The 14735-nt window shown below is 34.1% G+C and carries 21 protein-coding genes; 12 read left to right on the top strand and 9 right to left on the bottom strand.

Translation table 11 applies throughout. From position 1 onward, the window contains the following. Positions 1 to 65: 65 nt before the first annotated feature. The 8 genes from V7097_RS17560 to V7097_RS17525 all read left to right on the top strand — a co-directional run bounded on the left by V7097_RS17560 (position 66) and on the right by V7097_RS17525 (position 5889). Positions 66 to 869, top strand: a complete 804-nt coding sequence (locus tag V7097_RS17560) for a methyltransferase domain-containing protein (protein WP_335704933.1) — start codon at positions 66 to 68, stop codon at positions 867 to 869. A gap of 287 nt (positions 870 to 1156) precedes the next feature. Beyond that, a complete protein-coding gene (locus tag V7097_RS17555; protein WP_335704932.1) occupies positions 1157 to 3022 on the top strand; it encodes an LTA synthase family protein in 1866 nt (621 codons plus the stop codon). A gap of 65 nt (positions 3023 to 3087) precedes the next feature. After that, positions 3088 to 3711: a glycerol-3-phosphate acyltransferase gene (locus tag V7097_RS17550; protein WP_335704931.1), complete on the top strand. Its 624-nt coding sequence runs from the start codon at positions 3088 to 3090 to the stop codon at positions 3709 to 3711. Between the two features lie 76 nt (positions 3712 to 3787). After that, positions 3788 to 3991 carry a hypothetical protein gene (locus V7097_RS17545; RefSeq protein WP_335705020.1) on the top strand — a complete coding sequence of 68 codons (204 nt, stop codon included), beginning with the start codon at positions 3788 to 3790 and terminating at the stop codon, positions 3989 to 3991. 127 nt (positions 3992 to 4118) lie between these two features. After that, positions 4119 to 4622 carry an RNA polymerase sigma factor gene (locus tag V7097_RS17540; protein WP_335704930.1) on the top strand — a complete coding sequence of 168 codons (504 nt, stop codon included), beginning with the start codon at positions 4119 to 4121 and terminating at the stop codon, positions 4620 to 4622. Beyond that, the gene (locus V7097_RS17535; protein ID WP_335704929.1) at positions 4619 to 5020 is read left to right on the top strand and encodes a zf-HC2 domain-containing protein; all 402 of its coding nucleotides are present in this window, start codon (positions 4619 to 4621) and stop codon (positions 5018 to 5020) included. The genes V7097_RS17540 and V7097_RS17535 overlap by 4 nt, the downstream gene beginning before the upstream one ends. Then, positions 5013 to 5327 carry a hypothetical protein gene (locus tag V7097_RS17530; protein WP_335704928.1) on the top strand — a complete coding sequence of 105 codons (315 nt, stop codon included), beginning with the start codon at positions 5013 to 5015 and terminating at the stop codon, positions 5325 to 5327. Before V7097_RS17535 ends, V7097_RS17530 begins: the two co-directional genes overlap by 8 nt. Before the next feature lie 136 nt (positions 5328 to 5463). Then, positions 5464 to 5889 carry a GNAT family N-acetyltransferase gene (locus tag V7097_RS17525; protein ID WP_335704927.1) on the top strand — a complete coding sequence of 142 codons (426 nt, stop codon included), beginning with the start codon at positions 5464 to 5466 and terminating at the stop codon, positions 5887 to 5889. Between the two features lie 238 nt (positions 5890 to 6127). Here V7097_RS17525 and V7097_RS17520 read toward each other — a convergent pair whose 3' ends face one another. Together V7097_RS17520 and V7097_RS17515 are read right to left on the bottom strand one after the other, a co-directional pair. Then, positions 6128 to 7114 (bottom strand): ketoacyl-ACP synthase III, encoded by a 987-nt coding sequence (locus V7097_RS17520; RefSeq protein WP_335704926.1) that lies wholly within the window; start codon positions 7112 to 7114, stop codon positions 6128 to 6130. Between the two features lie 140 nt (positions 7115 to 7254). Beyond that, entirely contained in the window at positions 7255 to 7605 is a 351-nt protein-coding gene (locus tag V7097_RS17515; RefSeq protein ID WP_335704925.1) for a hypothetical protein, read from the bottom strand. A gap of 675 nt (positions 7606 to 8280) precedes the next feature. On the opposite strand from V7097_RS17515, the gene V7097_RS17510 reads away from it, so the two are divergent. The 4 genes from V7097_RS17510 to V7097_RS17495 all read left to right on the top strand — a co-directional run bounded on the left by V7097_RS17510 (position 8281) and on the right by V7097_RS17495 (position 10635). Beyond that, positions 8281 to 9261: an NAD(P)-dependent alcohol dehydrogenase gene (locus tag V7097_RS17510; RefSeq protein ID WP_335704924.1), complete on the top strand. Its 981-nt coding sequence runs from the start codon at positions 8281 to 8283 to the stop codon at positions 9259 to 9261. A 47-nt stretch (positions 9262 to 9308) separates the two neighbouring features. Continuing rightward, positions 9309 to 9731: a FosM family fosfomycin resistance protein gene (gene fosM / locus V7097_RS17505; RefSeq protein ID WP_335704923.1), complete on the top strand. Its 423-nt coding sequence runs from the start codon at positions 9309 to 9311 to the stop codon at positions 9729 to 9731. Between the two features lie 125 nt (positions 9732 to 9856). Further along, on the top strand, positions 9857 to 10264 hold the full coding sequence (locus tag V7097_RS17500) for a GNAT family N-acetyltransferase (RefSeq protein ID WP_335704922.1): 408 nt from the start codon (positions 9857 to 9859) through the stop codon (positions 10262 to 10264). A gap of 191 nt (positions 10265 to 10455) precedes the next feature. Continuing rightward, positions 10456 to 10635, top strand: coding sequence for a hypothetical protein (locus V7097_RS17495; protein ID WP_335704921.1), 180 nt, complete (start codon positions 10456 to 10458; stop codon positions 10633 to 10635). Positions 10636 to 10792: 157 nt separating this feature from the next. Here V7097_RS17495 and V7097_RS17490 read toward each other — a convergent pair whose 3' ends face one another. The 7 genes from V7097_RS17490 to V7097_RS17460 all read right to left on the bottom strand — a co-directional run bounded on the left by V7097_RS17490 (position 10793) and on the right by V7097_RS17460 (position 14666). Continuing rightward, a complete protein-coding gene (locus V7097_RS17490) occupies positions 10793 to 11107 on the bottom strand; it encodes a YrdB family protein (protein ID WP_335704920.1) in 315 nt (104 codons plus the stop codon). A gap of 218 nt (positions 11108 to 11325) precedes the next feature. Next, on the bottom strand, positions 11326 to 12201 hold the full coding sequence (locus V7097_RS17485; RefSeq protein WP_335704919.1) for a GNAT family N-acetyltransferase: 876 nt from the start codon (positions 12199 to 12201) through the stop codon (positions 11326 to 11328). A 148-nt stretch (positions 12202 to 12349) separates the two neighbouring features. Next, positions 12350 to 12853, bottom strand: coding sequence for a DinB family protein (locus V7097_RS17480; RefSeq protein WP_335704918.1), 504 nt, complete (start codon positions 12851 to 12853; stop codon positions 12350 to 12352). Between the two features lie 288 nt (positions 12854 to 13141). Then, positions 13142 to 13330 carry a hypothetical protein gene (locus V7097_RS17475; protein ID WP_335704917.1) on the bottom strand — a complete coding sequence of 63 codons (189 nt, stop codon included), beginning with the start codon at positions 13328 to 13330 and terminating at the stop codon, positions 13142 to 13144. 40 nt (positions 13331 to 13370) lie between these two features. Further along, complete coding sequence (locus tag V7097_RS17470) at positions 13371 to 13676, bottom strand: hypothetical protein (RefSeq protein WP_335704916.1); 306 nt, start codon at positions 13674 to 13676, stop codon at positions 13371 to 13373. Between the two features lie 143 nt (positions 13677 to 13819). Continuing rightward, a complete protein-coding gene (locus V7097_RS17465; protein ID WP_335704915.1) occupies positions 13820 to 14167 on the bottom strand; it encodes a VOC family protein in 348 nt (115 codons plus the stop codon). Positions 14168 to 14285: 118 nt separating this feature from the next. Beyond that, positions 14286 to 14666: an SgcJ/EcaC family oxidoreductase gene (locus tag V7097_RS17460; protein WP_335704914.1), complete on the bottom strand. Its 381-nt coding sequence runs from the start codon at positions 14664 to 14666 to the stop codon at positions 14286 to 14288. Between the last annotated feature and the right edge of the window lie 69 nt (positions 14667 to 14735).

Here is a 14735-nt window from a genome sequence, read left to right as displayed (position 1 = left end):
TGATAAAAAACAATCTGTCAGGGGTGTTTGGACGTTGGGGTATGACAGGTAAAGGGGGATTTGGTTTGGATAATTTAGAAAATGTGAGGAAGTTTTATGATGAAACAGTAAATGATGAGTGGGATCGACTCGAACGTCATAAAGTAGAGTTTGAAATTAGTAAGCGTTTTATAAACCGTTATATTAAGCCTAATGATAAGGTATTGGACCTCGGCGGTGGTCCAGGTAAATATTCACTTTATCTTGCTGAACGTGGCTGCGATGTGACATTAGCTGACCTCTCACAACAGAATATAGACTTTGCATTGAATAAAGCAAAAGAATTTGGACTCTCTCTTAAAGGTATGCAGGTTGATAGTCGTGATTTATCAACTGTTGAGGATGGCGAATATGACTATGTGCTATGTATGGGTCCAATGTATCATCTTCAAAGTGAGAACGATAGGGCAAAAACTGTTAGAGAATGTTTAAAAAAGCTAAAGCCAAACGGAATCATTTTTGTGGCATTCGTTTCTTCTTATGCGTTTGTTTGGGACTATCTAATAAATAACCCTGAATTTATTTTAGATAATGAAAGGAAAACACATCTAAATAAAATAGTCGAAGATGGAGATTTTGCTGGACAAGGGTTTTCAGATAACTTTTTTATATCTCCTAAAAATGTACTTCCTTTTTTTAATCAATTTAACCTTAAAAAACTACATCTACTGAACAGTGAAAGTTTTTTATATCTTCGTGAACCGGAACTACTTGAACAGCAACCTGAAGTAATAAATGCTTGGTTAGATTTAGCAGAAAAGGTATGTGAGAGAGAGGATTTACTCAGTTTAGCTGAACATATAATGTATATCGGTAAAAAAACTGAATAAATCTTAATCATTTAAAAGGCGGACATAATAGTATCCGTCTTTTTTCTATCTTAGTTGGTAAGACATCGTACTCAAATCGGGTGCGTTTCTGTAGAAAGCGGGAACGCATTTTCACTATAAAACAGTATATGTCGGTTTAACAAAAAATAGGGAAATTATGTTAATATGGGAGTATTGAAAATAATAAGTGAAAAAATGTTAATATCACTATAAAATTATCAAAAAAGCATTAATCCATTACATATAATATTTATTACTATTCCTTAAAATTGAGAGGGCTTGATCAAATGTTACACAAGAAGAATCGATTAAATAATACAACAGGTATAAAACTAACTTTCTTTGTAACTAGCATTCTCTGGTTAAAGACAGTAATCGTTTGTTTTGTCGGCTTTAATCTTAACATCCAATCATTTTTTGATATTGTCTTAATCCTGACAAGTTCAATTGGATCCCTATTATTCGTGATGGGTTTGAGTTTTTATTTTGGTGAAAAAGTTAATAGATTAGTATTGTTTGTCCTTTTATTTGTTGGGACAGGGGTTCTTTATGGAGATCTTCTCTATTATCGTTTCTATAATGATTTTGTGACGATACCGATTCTTTTTCAATTCGATAATGTTGGCGGCTTGAGTGCCAGTACGATTGAATTGATGAGTCCGTGGGACCTATTTTTGTTTCTTGATTTATTTATTGTAGGATGGTTACTTATAAAAACAAAGTCTGCTTTTACAGTTCAAAAACAAACGAAGAGGAAGTATGTTGCAGCTGCTTCGTCGCTTGTCGTTCTGACCATTTGTTTAGGGTTGATAAAATCTACTCATCTTTTTTCGGAAGTCTACGACAGGGAGCAAATGGTGAAAGCATTGGGGCCATTAAATTATCATGTATATGATATTGGTTTAGGTCTCATAGCCCCACTTGAACGATTACTTGTTACAGAGGCGGATGCCGTTGCATTGGAGGAGCATTTACAACGTAAGGATTCCGAGCGAACGGAGTTATTCGGGATTGCAGAAGGTAAGAATATTGTCTTAATTACATTGGAATCTACCCAGAATTTTGTCATCAATCAAAAAGTAAATGGAGAAGAAGTGACACCATTTTTAAATGATTTAATTAAAGAAAGCTTTTATTTTAATCAAATCTATGATCAAACAGCACAGGGAAAAACATCCGATGCCGAATTTATGATCGATTCAAGTCTTTACCCATTAGCAAGTGGCTCTGTTTTTGTAAGAAGACCAGAAAACATTTATTATAGCTTACCTCATATTTTAAAGGAAAATGACGATTATTATGCTGCAACCTTTCACGGCAATGTAAATACGTTTTGGAATCGAGATGTCATGTACGAAGCGCTAGGATATGATCAGTATTTTTCAAAGGAATATTACTCGGTAACGGAAGAGAACTCTGTTAACTATGGATTAAAGGATATCCCATTTTTTACACAGTCAGTCGAGTATTTAAAGGACTTACCTGAGCCGTATTATGCGAAATTTCTTACATTGACGAATCATTTTCCTTTCTTATTAGATGAGGAAGATATGTTCATTGACCCAGCAGACACAGAGGACGATGTTGTGAATCGTTATGTTACGACCGTTCGTTATTTAGACAAAGCGATTGAAACCTTTTTTGAAAGGTTAAAAGAAGAAGGAATGTACGAGGACACAGTGTTTGTGCTAGTTGGAGACCACTATGGACTTTCAGAAAAATATCATGAGGGTCTGAATGAGTTATTAGATGAAGAGGATACTCTAGTCAATCAGGTAAAACATTCACAAATACCGCTGATAATCCATGTTCCTGGCCAAGAGGGTGAAACCATCTCAGCACAAGGCGGAGAAATAGATATACGTCCAACACTCCTCCATCTCCTTGGGATTAAGATAGATAATCGATATTCGTTCGGCTATAATCTTTTCACAAGAAATAACGACCATCCCATTATTTTTCGAGATGGTAGTTTTATTTCAGAGGATTACATTTATAAAAATAATAGTTGTTATCGTAAGCAAGATGGTCAACCTGTAGACCCTCAAGGATGTGAACCTTATTTGGAAGTGGTAAGACAAGAGCTCACTCTGTCGGACAATATCATTTTCGGGGATGTCTTAAGGTTTAAGGATGAAGAATACGTAAGGTGAGGTGGGAAACGGGGACAGGTTTTCATGTCCCTATGTCTCCGAAAAAAACGAGAAAAAGGTGAGGTATGTTAGGACTAGTAAGTATCGTCATTGGGTATATATTCGGTTGCATCCATGGTTCAACCATTGTTGGCAAATTTAAGAAGGTTAATATTAAGGAAAGTGGAGTTAAAAATGCGGGTGCTTCTAACACCACGATTGTTTTAGGGTGGAAGTACGGAATCATCGTAGCCTTAATTGACATTGGAAAAGGCATTGTACCGGTTTTACTTATGAAAAACTTGTTAAGCAGCTATTCTCTTGATGAGCGTACATTTTATCTTCTCATTTTTTTAACTGGAGCTTTTGTCATTATAGGCCACATTTTTCCTGTTACGATGAAATTTAATGGAGGAAAAGGGACGGCTTCCATGATTGGAGTTGCATTCGCAATCGATTGGAAGGTAGGATTAATTGGGTTAGCCATTCTAGTTATTATTTCACTTATCAGCGATTACCTTCCGATCGGTGTCCTTGTCATGTATCTAACCTGGGTATTTCTAACTTATTTATTTGATTACCCTATATTTTCAATACTAATTACATTTGCCTTAACAATCCTATGTATCTATAAACATTTAGAGAATTGGGAACGAATCCAAAACAAAACAGAAAAAAGGATTTCAAGTATGCTTAAAATTAGGACATAAAGAGTTGAGAAATAGAACGTAATTAATAGATAAGCAGCTATCCTTACAAAGGAGTTTTTCTTTGAATATAACATATATGAGCGTTCTTTTTTTATCAATTCTTTTGATCACGTCATCTTGCGAGAAGAGTTATGATGGAGAATATATACAATGGGGAGATTCTGAGAAAACAGTTGATACAAATAGATTAGAAGAAAATAGTATCCCTTATAAAATTGAAAATGGTAGAGTATATATCCCAGAAGATGCTTTTGATAAGGCTATATATTGCTGCTCTTAAAAACACGTTAGTAAAAAGAATATGAAGCGAAGGAGATAGGGAATCCTATCTCTTATTTAAATTTTTTTATAAAAATTTGTAACGTTTTAATTTTATTAGACACCTATAAACGAAAGGAGGTAAATAATTGGATGAGTTTAACCAGTTATATACTAAATACGAAAAACAGATTTATACATATTTGTTTTACTTATCAGGAGATAAGTATGTTGCTGAGGAATTGACGCAAGAAACATTTTTTAATGCCTTTAAATCCATTTATGGTTTCAAAGGACAAAGTAAAGTATCTACTTGGCTATTTCAAATTGCTAAATATACGTTTTACAGTTATTTGAGGAGAAATAAGAATATTGAACAGTCTTCCGATATCTCTACATATGAAAATGACATTTCAAATAAGGAAACACCAGAGGATATTTATTTAAAAAAAGAAAAATCGACGGATTTGTTAACGGCTATCAAGGAACTAAAGCAACCGCAGCAAGAGATCGTGATCCTGCGTTTATACAATGAATTGAGTTTTAAAGAAATTGGAGAAATATTTAACCAGTCTGATAAATGGGCAAGGGTAAATTTTTATAGGGCCAAAAATAGACTTGCTTCAATTATGAATGGTGGTGAAGAAGAATGAGAAAAAATTGTGGCATCATAAAGGATTTAATCCCTATGTATGTAGAAAATCTTACAAGCGAAGAGAGTAATCAATTTATTAAGGAGCATCTTCATTCTTGCAAAAATTGCACAGATTTTCTCAAAAACGCTAATAGTGATTTGCCTAATGATGATTTACTTGTTATCGATATGGATATAGATGACAAAAGGATAATGAAGGGCATTAAGCGAAGAATGAAGAACATCGTGTTTATTGCGATATTAATGGGTGTTCTCCTTGGGCTAGGCATTTCATTACTGTTCTTTAATCTTGCATTAGTTGGGTTCGTGTCATTCCTTTTACTAATTGTTTCTCTGATATACCTACTGAATAATAATAAAGAACGGAAAATTCAAAGGGGGAATAAAGATGATTAGTTTACTGAATCTTGGAAGTCTAATCCTTGGACTGATTGCATGGATTCTTCCTATTATTAATCTTAGTTTATACAAGAACCAAGACCATAAGAATTGGTTTGCTTTTTCTGTTATAAGCCTTAGCGCCTGTGCTATTTCACTATGTTTTCAAATTATTTACAACCGACATTTGGTAAAGATTGAGGATTGGGCTGCTCTTGATGACATTACAGGTGCTGTCGCGTTTGTCTCTGTAGTTCTTCTCATCGTTACCATCTTATTAAATGGAATGACTCTGGTTTTATATCGTGGTAGAACTGCAAAGTAAATGCCTAATAGTATATTATAAGATTGGAATATATGAATGGATGTACTTAAAGTATCGGAGCAATTAGTGAAAAAAAGGTATTAAACACTTATTACTAGAATTATTAAGTAAAACGATACAATAGGAGAAATGCACAATGACACTTCATATTAGTAAAGAATTAAATAACAAGGATAAGCAGCATATTCACGATGAACTTTACAGGTTTAATTTAAAGCACTTTCCAAAGGATTTGGGAGATAGATTTGAAGAAATCTGTCTGTTTCTTAAGGATGATAACGGAACTGTTCGCGGTGGAATCCTTAGTGAAATCTGTTGGAATTGGTTAGAGATTCACACCTTTATGATTGATGAGGATATAAGAAAATCAGGGTATGGAACGAAATTATTATCAGAGATCGAGAAAATAGCTTTGGAAAAAGAATGTGACTTCATTAAAGTAGATACTTTGAGTTTTCAAGCATTGGATTTTTATAAAAGGAATGGTTATCAAGTGTACGGGAGCTTAGATAATGTAGGTAGAGACTTTACACATTATTACTTGAAAAAAGATTTAAAGTAAAATTAAGCTTTTTACATAAGTTTCTTTTTTACAACGGGGGCGTTAATCAAAGAAGGATTGATTGAGGTTATAAAACATAATTGGATACTAAAAACGCCATTTTGATCAGTTATTTTTCAGAATGGCGTTTTTATCTTATAGAAAAGTGATTTTTTGCTCAATCTTTAGCTCCACGTATAATGTGGAAACCACACAAAAATCAATTCTAAGTTTGAAAATCTATAAAAATTTTTATCACTTAATATCTAAATAACATTGTAATGAATTCGTGACCGCCACCGATTGTCCAAAATAAAAGTAAGTCTCCACGCTTAATCTTACCAGATTCAATTCCTTCATGAAGGGCAACAAAGGGGCTACTTGTACCCGTATAACCATACTTGTCCCCTACATAAATCATTTTTTCTTCAGGTATATTAAAGTGTGTTTGAATTCTGTCGATATTCACCTTAGCAAATTGAGATAAGCATAATGCGTTCACGTCTTCAATTGTAAGATGATTTCTTTCTAAAATAGCTTCGAACATTTCATACGTATAAGGGAGAGACATGGTTCCGTCGAATGGAAGCCAAAGCATAGATTCTGGACTTTCACCAGCTTGAAGTGTTTGGGATAATCCCTTGTGTGGGAATAAGATATTGTTTCTATTGCTTGAGTCTACTTCAAACATTGCATCGATAAATCCAGAATCATTCTCGGTCTTTTCTAAAATAACAGCACAAGCAGCATCTCCAAAGTTAGCATAAGTCATGGCATCTTTTGGATCAGCAACTAATGAAAGATGATCAGAACCTACCACAAGAGCGGTGTTAATATGAGGATTGGATTTCATATATCGTGACGCCTGTTCTACTGCTATCGTCATACCTGCGCAATTTGCATTCATATCAAAAATGGCGGTTCCTTTTTTTGCTTGAATAGCATTATGAACGAACATTGCGTTAGTTGGAACCGTCACTTCAGGTACTTGAGTAGAAAAAATAATCATATCGATATCCGTACCTTCTAATTCCGCTTTTTTCAACACCCGATTTGTTGCTTCAATAGCCATCGAAATCGTATTTTCTTCAGGATTATCAATGACATAACGATCATTTCTTCCCATAATATGTAAGAAATTTGAAATATTTTTTCCTTGTTCTTTAAAGTGCTCAAGATAATAGTCATTGTTTATTTGTTTTTTTGCATGGTAAACATCCACTGCTTTAATTCTGATGTTAGTCATAGTCGTTATAAACCTCTCGAATGAAATAGTAGTATGATATAAAATAATATATCTCGTTTTTTAAGTTGAAAATATTTTGTGCATTAAGGACTCAAATTAAAAGGCAAGGCCCTGTAATAGCTCCTTGCCTTTGTGTGGAATTAATATTTCTGAACGACCTCAAATGAAGTTAGCCCAACATTACGCGCCAAGCGTTTTAATTGCATGGAGATGATCGGCTTATTTCTAATCCCAACTTCTACTTTCTTAAATCCAGAAGATTTATAAAGTGTTAAGCAATTTTCAAGATTTGGTATCATTTCTTGGGTTACTACATCTAAATCCCTGCAATCAAATTCTAAAATGAATTCACTTGCATTTATTGATGATATTTTACTTTGATAATCATTGATAAACTGCTGAGCTTTTTCAGGAGTGAACGTTCCGCTCACTGTCATATCAACGGTTTTTTTATCATGATTGACGTTCATTGTGTAAGTTCCTTCTGCCATAATTTAAACACTTCCTTATAATAATCTTTGGAAAAGTTCCATTTCGTCATTGTTTTAAATAAAAATATGTATTTCCGCCTTTAGATATAGATGACGATAAACCTCTCTAATTAATTATCGTCATATAATAATTTATTGTTAGTATCTATTCTGTGTTTTTTTAGAAATCCTTTGAATAGACAAATGAATAACTTTTGATGATTTGGCAATATAATAGCAATATTAATAATATTGATGGCGCTATACTCAACAGTGCTTTATCAATGGAATAGGTATTAAGAACAAAGCAGATTAGTGAAAATCATTAAACCCTATTTACTAGAATTATTAAATAAAACCATACAATGGGAGAAAGTTGCAATGATGTTTCATACATTATTACTTGAAAAAGATTTAAAGAAAAGTTAATTAAGCTATTTAATAAGTTTTTTTCTATGGGGCGTTAATCCAAGGAGGATTGATGCTCTTTTTTGTTGAAGTTATTAAACTAGCGTAAGAAGATTGGCTTAATAGGGGAATACTTGAATCAAAAGGGGAATTTGAACATATAATAGAATGCCATTCAAAAAATAAATCTTCTAAAAACAAGTCTCCTTTAAAATCTCATTAATGAGCAATGTAAAAGCAGGAACAGTAGGAAATTTTTCAAACCTCAAATGTGAAGGAGAACCCAGTATGAAAGCGATGGTATACAATAAATACGGAACGACTAACGTTCTTCATCTAAAAGAAATAGAAATACCTGCTCTAAAACCTAATGAAGTATTGGTAAAGATTTATGCTGTTTCTGTGAATTCCTGGGACTGGGACCTTCTTAGAGGTAAACCATTCCTAGCTCGTCTTGGGGGTCTTCTAAAACCAAAATACAAAATCCTAGGTGCTGATATAGCAGGAAGGGTTGAAGCAATTGGTAGAGAAGTAGAACATATCTCTGTTGGAGATGAGGTATTCGGAGACATATCTTGGTGTGGATGGGGTGGGTTTGCGGAATATGTAAGTGTTAATGCAGAGGCAATGACGTTGAAGCCAAACAGTATGACATTTGAGGAGGCTGCTGCGATACCCCAAGCAGGAGTTTTGGCTCTACAGGGGCTTCGTGATGTAGGACAGATTCATGAAGCTAAAAAGGTCTTAATTAATGGTGCTGGTGGAGGGGTTGGTACCTATGCATTGCAAATTGCTAAATTACATGGGGCTGAGGTAACTTGTGTGGACAGTAAGAAAAAATTAGATACACTTAAGTCCATTGGTGCAGACCATGTTATTGATTACAATGAAGAAGATTTTACACAAAAAGGACAGTTGTATGATTTAATTCTGGATGTTGTAGGATCTCGGTCTATCTTCGACTACAAGCGTGTACTAAATCCTAAAGGAACTTATGTTATGGTAGGAGGCTCCATGTCACTAATCCTCCAACTATTATTGCTGGGACCCATGATTTATAAAACTGAAAATAAGAAAATGGCTATCCTTGTACATAGACCAAACAAAAACGACCAAAATTTTTTAAAAGAACTCTTCATTTCTGGTAAACTTGTACCTGTTATAGATAAACGATACCCGTTAAGTCAGGTATCAGAGGCTATTCTTTATCTTGGTGAAGGACACGCCAAAGGGAAGGTAGTCGTCTGCATGGAAAAAAGTCAAACTTAACCAAAGATACTATGGAATAATAAGAAGCCTAAAAATGAGGTGATAGGGTGGCAGTAAAAGGTCTTAATCATTTTTTGTTTTCTGTATCAAATTTAGAAGATTCCATTGAGTTTTATAAAAATGTGTTTGATGCAAAGTTGTTAGTTAAGGGTAGAAGCACTGCCTATTTTGATTTAAATGGTATGTGGCTCGCCCTTAATGTGGAAAAAGATATTCCTCGTAACGAAATTAGCCAATCATACACACATATAGCATTTTCAATAGAAGAAAAAGATTTTGATAATATGGACCATAAACTAAAGGAATTGAATGTAAACATTCTCCCAGGTCGAACAAGGGACGAAAGAGATAAAAAATCAATTTACTTTACTGATCCTGACGGACATAAGTTTGAATTTCATACGGGTACTTTACAAGACAGGCTGGATTATTACAAAACGGAAAAACCACATATGGAGTTTAATAATTAATGTTTTTCTTGTGCAAGTATGGTTATTTGGAGTGGGTGTGATAGGTGCACTTCAACTGATGAAAGAGTAAAAAATGAGATTATAGAATTGAAGGTCTTTGTTTGTGTGAAAGCGGAGGTGTTTTTGTGGAAAAAAAGATAGATTATACGATAAATCCCCCAGAAGATTTCGAGCAATTGTTGAGATTATATGAGTCATTAGGCTGGAATTCATTAGGATTAAGCGTTAGTGATTTAGAAAGAATGTGTAGACAGAGTTGGTATGCAGCATATGCTTTTGATGATCAACAATTAGTAGGTATGGGGCGCGTCATCTCTGATGGTGTTATGACGGCAATTATCTGTGGAGTTGGTGTTCTGCAGAGTTATCAATCCAAAGGAATTGGGAAAGAAATAGTTAACCGAATCATAAAACATTGTGAGCAAAATAAAGTGATTCCTCAACTTATGTGTGTAGAAAGTTTGGAACCCTATTATAATGGCTTAGGGTTTAAGAAATTTTCCATTGGAATGACAAAAAATAATAAGCTGTAATATTCATTCCTTTCCATAGTTGTTTGTACCTAGATTTTAGAAGCAAGTACACCTCCATAAATCAAAGTGTAACGGCTGGAAAAAATAGTATCTTTTTCTAATTTTTTGAAACTAATTGGATACTAAAACGTATTAAAGAAAAGGATAAGCCATGCGAAAAAAGTGGTATAAGAAAAGGAGGTGTTGTGGATATGGAAAATAAAGAATGTCCTAAATGTGGAGGTACTGAATTTGCAGAAGGTACAGATTATATACCCATCAGACCGAGTAAAATGTCTTTGAATGGTTCAAATAAAATATACACATTTTGCTTGAAATGTGGAGAAGTTAATTCAATTCGTATTGAAAACACTACGATATTTACAAAATAAATGAGGATAAATTTAATAAACATGTTAGAAAAGGATAAGGGAAACCTTTATAGATGGGTTTTCCCAAATTTATTATACACTTATTGACTTAAAGCAGAGATAAGCATTCTAATAGCTTATTCAATTAGATGATATTTTGAATAGCTTTTTTTGGATGTTATATATTCATATAATGAATGAGTAAAGATGTTCCTAGGGCTACAATGGAATATATTAAGGCTAATTGTGTATATACTAGTTTATACAGTATGTAGCTTGCTGCTAAAAATAAAAACAACTCCAAAATAATACCATAAAATCCTTGAAGTTTATAAGGAGCCCCTGGTGAACCCAACATAGCCCAAATAACCACCACCACTAAGGGTATTCCAATAGCCCCAAGAAATTTCCCATGATGAAAGCCCCATAAACCGAAAATGATAAGAGCTAAAATTTCCCAAACAAACCTAATTGCCATTATTAAGAGTGTCATCAAATCCCTCTTTTCTCTTTCCTTCTAACACTGCCTTTATTCTAACCAACAAATCTTAACGAATTGTATGAATTTTTTTAAAATAATTTTAAGATTCTACAGAAAATAAATTTGTGGTTCTTCCTTCTTTAACTAAATTGCACATATAGTTAAAAAATTCTAAAAACAAAGTTAACCCTTGGTCATCGCACCCGATAGTTGAAGAAGAAAAGCGAAGTTTATAAAGTATTTTTAAGACGATGAAATGATTTTGTTTGAGCAAATGGTTCAAACCCAATAGACTTGTAAAATTTATGTGTTATAGGGGAAGTACTAACAACAATGGCAGTGTTCGCCCCCTTATCACGCAAAGCATTGAGAGCAAGCTTACAAACGGAACTGCCTAACCCCATTCTCCAAAATCTCGGATCTGTTCCCACAGGCTCTAGTAAACCCACCATATTAATTGCATCAAACCAAATTAAACAAAATGCTGCGAGCTCACCATTAGGGGATTCTATTACCCAATCAAGAGAAGAATCGTAAGGATAGGTATTCATAACATTCCGGTAGCTTTCTTCAGTGACTCTTGAATGCGAGAATGCAGCCCTCTGTACTCCCACTCTATTTGTTAAATCTCCATCCCCATTAAGATGTCGTGCTTTAAATTCATCTGGAAAATTTACAGGGAAAGGACAACTATCTAATGAAATTTTTGAGAGGACTTCAGGAGTTTCTTCTAATGGGTTGAATAAAGAATCTTCTAAGGCTGAAATAAGATGAAACTCAGTTTCAAGAACGGTTACCCTTTGTTCATTGGTTTCAGTTATTTTATCAAACCACTCAATGACATCCTTGGATAATTCAGGGAAATCAGGGTCAACTTGAAACAATAAACTGCCAGGTAGTTTTATCCATCCCCAAGCCACTGGTTTATCATCCATTTCCCAAATTGCAGTAATCCATTCATCCTCACGCCCAGCGTGTCGATAGCGTTGCCAAGCTAAATCGCCAATGTGGTAATTAGATTCCAGAGACCATATAGCTTGTGTAAGTTGCTGCATTCGTTTTAAATCATTTGAATCTTTATAAGTTCGAATTACAGGATTACTCATTTATTTAATCTCCTCGATTCTTCATGGTATTTGTATATATCTTTTTGATACTCTTCCTATGGCAACCCCTTTATTAAAGTAATTCACTCGATTGTTGAGGATTACTATAGCTTCTATTAACTGTTCTAGTATAGTAAGTAGGTAAGACTTATAAATTAATAACTTTTTGTTCTAGTTCACACTTCTGACGTAGGTGATGGCGAAAATGCATACCAACAAGATCGAACCATTCCCTCGCGTTCAGCCAGCCAAAACCTTCATGTTTAACTTTATAATTGGGATTTATAGCATCTACTCTAGATTCCCATTGCCTCAACCTCTGCATTACCTGATCTAACCTACTCATAAGGTCTTCTTTACTATCCGAATTGTTTGGTGGAGTATTTAGTTCGTCCGGTAACTTGATTTTAATTGGTGGGAACCCTCCAATTTTATATAAATGCTCACCAAAATCCGTTTTTCCAAGCTTTTGCTCTTCCTTTGATATCGCACAAGCTTCCACATTGTCAAGGTACTCAATGGCAACTAGAATCACATGGTCGTACATTTGACCAATGGACCAAACCCCTTTAGCCGATATATATCTAAGTTGCTCAAGTGAATAGTTTTGCAGATCGCTTTTAAATGTTTCAATCAGTTTTAAAGCACTCATCAAATCACTCCTTTACCATTGTCTTACATCTTAATGTTGGATTATAAAACAATATTTTCACTCTATAACTTGTTTCATCTTTATTCACTAAACTGCTCTGTTTATTCAATAAGGAATTCAACTAAAAAGGTGGTTAATCCTTCTTAGATCAACGGCACCCGTTACTTTTATTTTTCTATATAATTCTATGTTCTTATTGAACTATCCTGCTTGCGTTAGTGGAATAAGAAAAAGGAGCTGCAACTACAACTCCTTGTTTCGCTCAAGCTACCCGTTTGCCGAAATAAGTTATTCATTGTTTATAACAGTTTCAATTGGTGGCGTTAGTTCCCCATCATCGAACCTATAATCTAAAATATATATTTTGAAGAGAAAATTACCGATCATAAACATAATGATCAAGACTATGGCAATAAAGCCCCAAAAGGCTCCTTTTATAATAATCCTAAAGGCTTTAGATTCAACTCCCAAACTCATTATTAAATTCCCTCCTAACAACACACCTGTTAGTGAAAAATCAATGTACAGTCCCTAAAAAAGAAACAAATACATTTTTAAACTCGTGATTTTCCTTAATGTCTTCTGATATTAGTCCACAAGCATATTCAATTCGGACATTATAACCAAACAATACATTATCGGATGTTACTACACCACACCCATGACAATTAAATCCACATCCATCTACAATGCCTTTTTGTTGGTTTTGAAATACCGTTTTTGCTCTTTTTTCAGCAATATCTTTTGTAATCCAGGGGGAGAAAGCAAATAAGATAATTGCTGCAACTATAAAAATAATAATTAAGGTTAGCTTCCTATGCACAGATATCACCCCTTACAATTTTAAAAGTTATTGTTGCTTGTGATTGTTAAATCAATCTGCACCGTTAATAACTTCAACAAAAATATGCGATAATCCTTAGATCATCGCACCCGATAGCTTGATAGCAAATGAATGACAACTCGCTATTTCTCCCAAAGCTCTATCAGACGACCTTCAGGATCTTCAATCCAAACAAACTTTCCATATTCACTAATCTCTTGTTTCTTTACAAGAGGTACACCGATATGTTCAAGATGCTGTATAGTCTCATCTAAACTATGTACTTGGAAATTTAACATCACTTGTTGTTCTGTTGGAAAATAACTGTCATTTTCAGTGAAGAAAGAAAAGATAGTTTCATTTCCTGAATGGGGTTTAATAATAGTCCCATTCCAATTATCTATTTCAATCTTCAACACTTCACTGTACCACTTTTTTACAACCTCAAGATTCTTAGTTCTCCAAAATATCCCTCCGAAACCTTTAATCATCATATCTAACTCCTATCTTTCTTTATATTTTTGTTTTACTATTTACATTACATTTCAATTAAAGCAATTGCCTGAGTTCTTCTGACATTTGTTCAACCAATTCTGGTCTTCCATGAAATTAAGCTGGAGTGTTCTGGAACAGCTTTATTTTCCAATTACCTTCATTTTCTTGAACTACGAGCGTGTGAAGTGTATTTACACTCGGATTGATGTCTGATTGTCCCGGAGGCACCATACCTGCAATAGCCCGTAGAATAGCAATTTTATCAGATAGCAATTTGACACTTTTGACTTTACTTACAAATCGTGCCGTGCGATGGTGTTTAAATATAGGCTCTAAGTGTGCGAATATCTCAGCACTTCCAATTGATTGACTGCCATCGAAACCAATTTGTTCCCCATCTTCAGCAAATAGGTCAGCCATTCCACGAGCGTTTTGAGTGTTCCAAGCATCCAATAAGTTTTGGTAGATAGAAATTATTTTGTTTTCATTTGTCATGTTGGTTCCAAGCTCCTTTGTTGTTAATCTATTTTTATTTTAACTTTTTTGTTTACTAAAACAAACCAG

The organism is Bacillus sp. JJ1562 (genome assembly GCF_036962705.1).
Lineage (GTDB): Bacteria > Bacillota > Bacilli > Bacillales > Bacillaceae_L > Ferdinandcohnia.
This window is presented reverse-complemented; position numbering and strand designations above follow the sequence as displayed.

Bases quoted from the DNA above. Each gene is read 5' to 3' on its own strand.
- V7097_RS17535 (WP_335704929.1), top strand. From the start codon at position 4,619: ATGAGAAAAAATTGTGGCATCATAAAGGATTTAATCCCTATGTATGTA.
- V7097_RS17545 (WP_335705020.1), top strand. From the start codon at position 3,788: ATGAGCGTTCTTTTTTTATCAATTCTTTTGATCACGTCATCTTGCGAG.
- V7097_RS17515 (WP_335704925.1), bottom strand. From the start codon at position 7,605: ATGGCAGAAGGAACTTACACAATGAACGTCAATCATGATAAAAAAACC.
- V7097_RS17475 (WP_335704917.1), bottom strand. From the start codon at position 13,330: ATGAGTTTGGGAGTTGAATCTAAAGCCTTTAGGATTATTATAAAAGGA.
- V7097_RS17495 (WP_335704921.1), top strand. From the start codon at position 10,456: ATGGAAAATAAAGAATGTCCTAAATGTGGAGGTACTGAATTTGCAGAA.
- V7097_RS17525 (WP_335704927.1), top strand. From the start codon at position 5,464: ATGACACTTCATATTAGTAAAGAATTAAATAACAAGGATAAGCAGCAT.
- V7097_RS17550 (WP_335704931.1), top strand. From the start codon at position 3,088: ATGTTAGGACTAGTAAGTATCGTCATTGGGTATATATTCGGTTGCATC.
- V7097_RS17530 (WP_335704928.1), top strand. From the start codon at position 5,013: ATGATTAGTTTACTGAATCTTGGAAGTCTAATCCTTGGACTGATTGCA.
- V7097_RS17460 (WP_335704914.1), bottom strand. From the start codon at position 14,666: ATGACAAATGAAAACAAAATAATTTCTATCTACCAAAACTTATTGGAT.
- V7097_RS17555 (WP_335704932.1), top strand. From the start codon at position 1,157: ATGTTACACAAGAAGAATCGATTAAATAATACAACAGGTATAAAACTA.
- V7097_RS17485 (WP_335704919.1), bottom strand. From the start codon at position 12,201: ATGAGTAATCCTGTAATTCGAACTTATAAAGATTCAAATGATTTAAAA.
- V7097_RS17490 (WP_335704920.1), bottom strand. From the start codon at position 11,107: ATGACACTCTTAATAATGGCAATTAGGTTTGTTTGGGAAATTTTAGCT.
- V7097_RS17465 (WP_335704915.1), bottom strand. From the start codon at position 14,167: ATGATTAAAGGTTTCGGAGGGATATTTTGGAGAACTAAGAATCTTGAG.
- V7097_RS17510 (WP_335704924.1), top strand. From the start codon at position 8,281: ATGAAAGCGATGGTATACAATAAATACGGAACGACTAACGTTCTTCAT.
- V7097_RS17520 (WP_335704926.1), bottom strand. From the start codon at position 7,114: ATGACTAACATCAGAATTAAAGCAGTGGATGTTTACCATGCAAAAAAA.
- V7097_RS17480 (WP_335704918.1), bottom strand. From the start codon at position 12,853: ATGAGTGCTTTAAAACTGATTGAAACATTTAAAAGCGATCTGCAAAAC.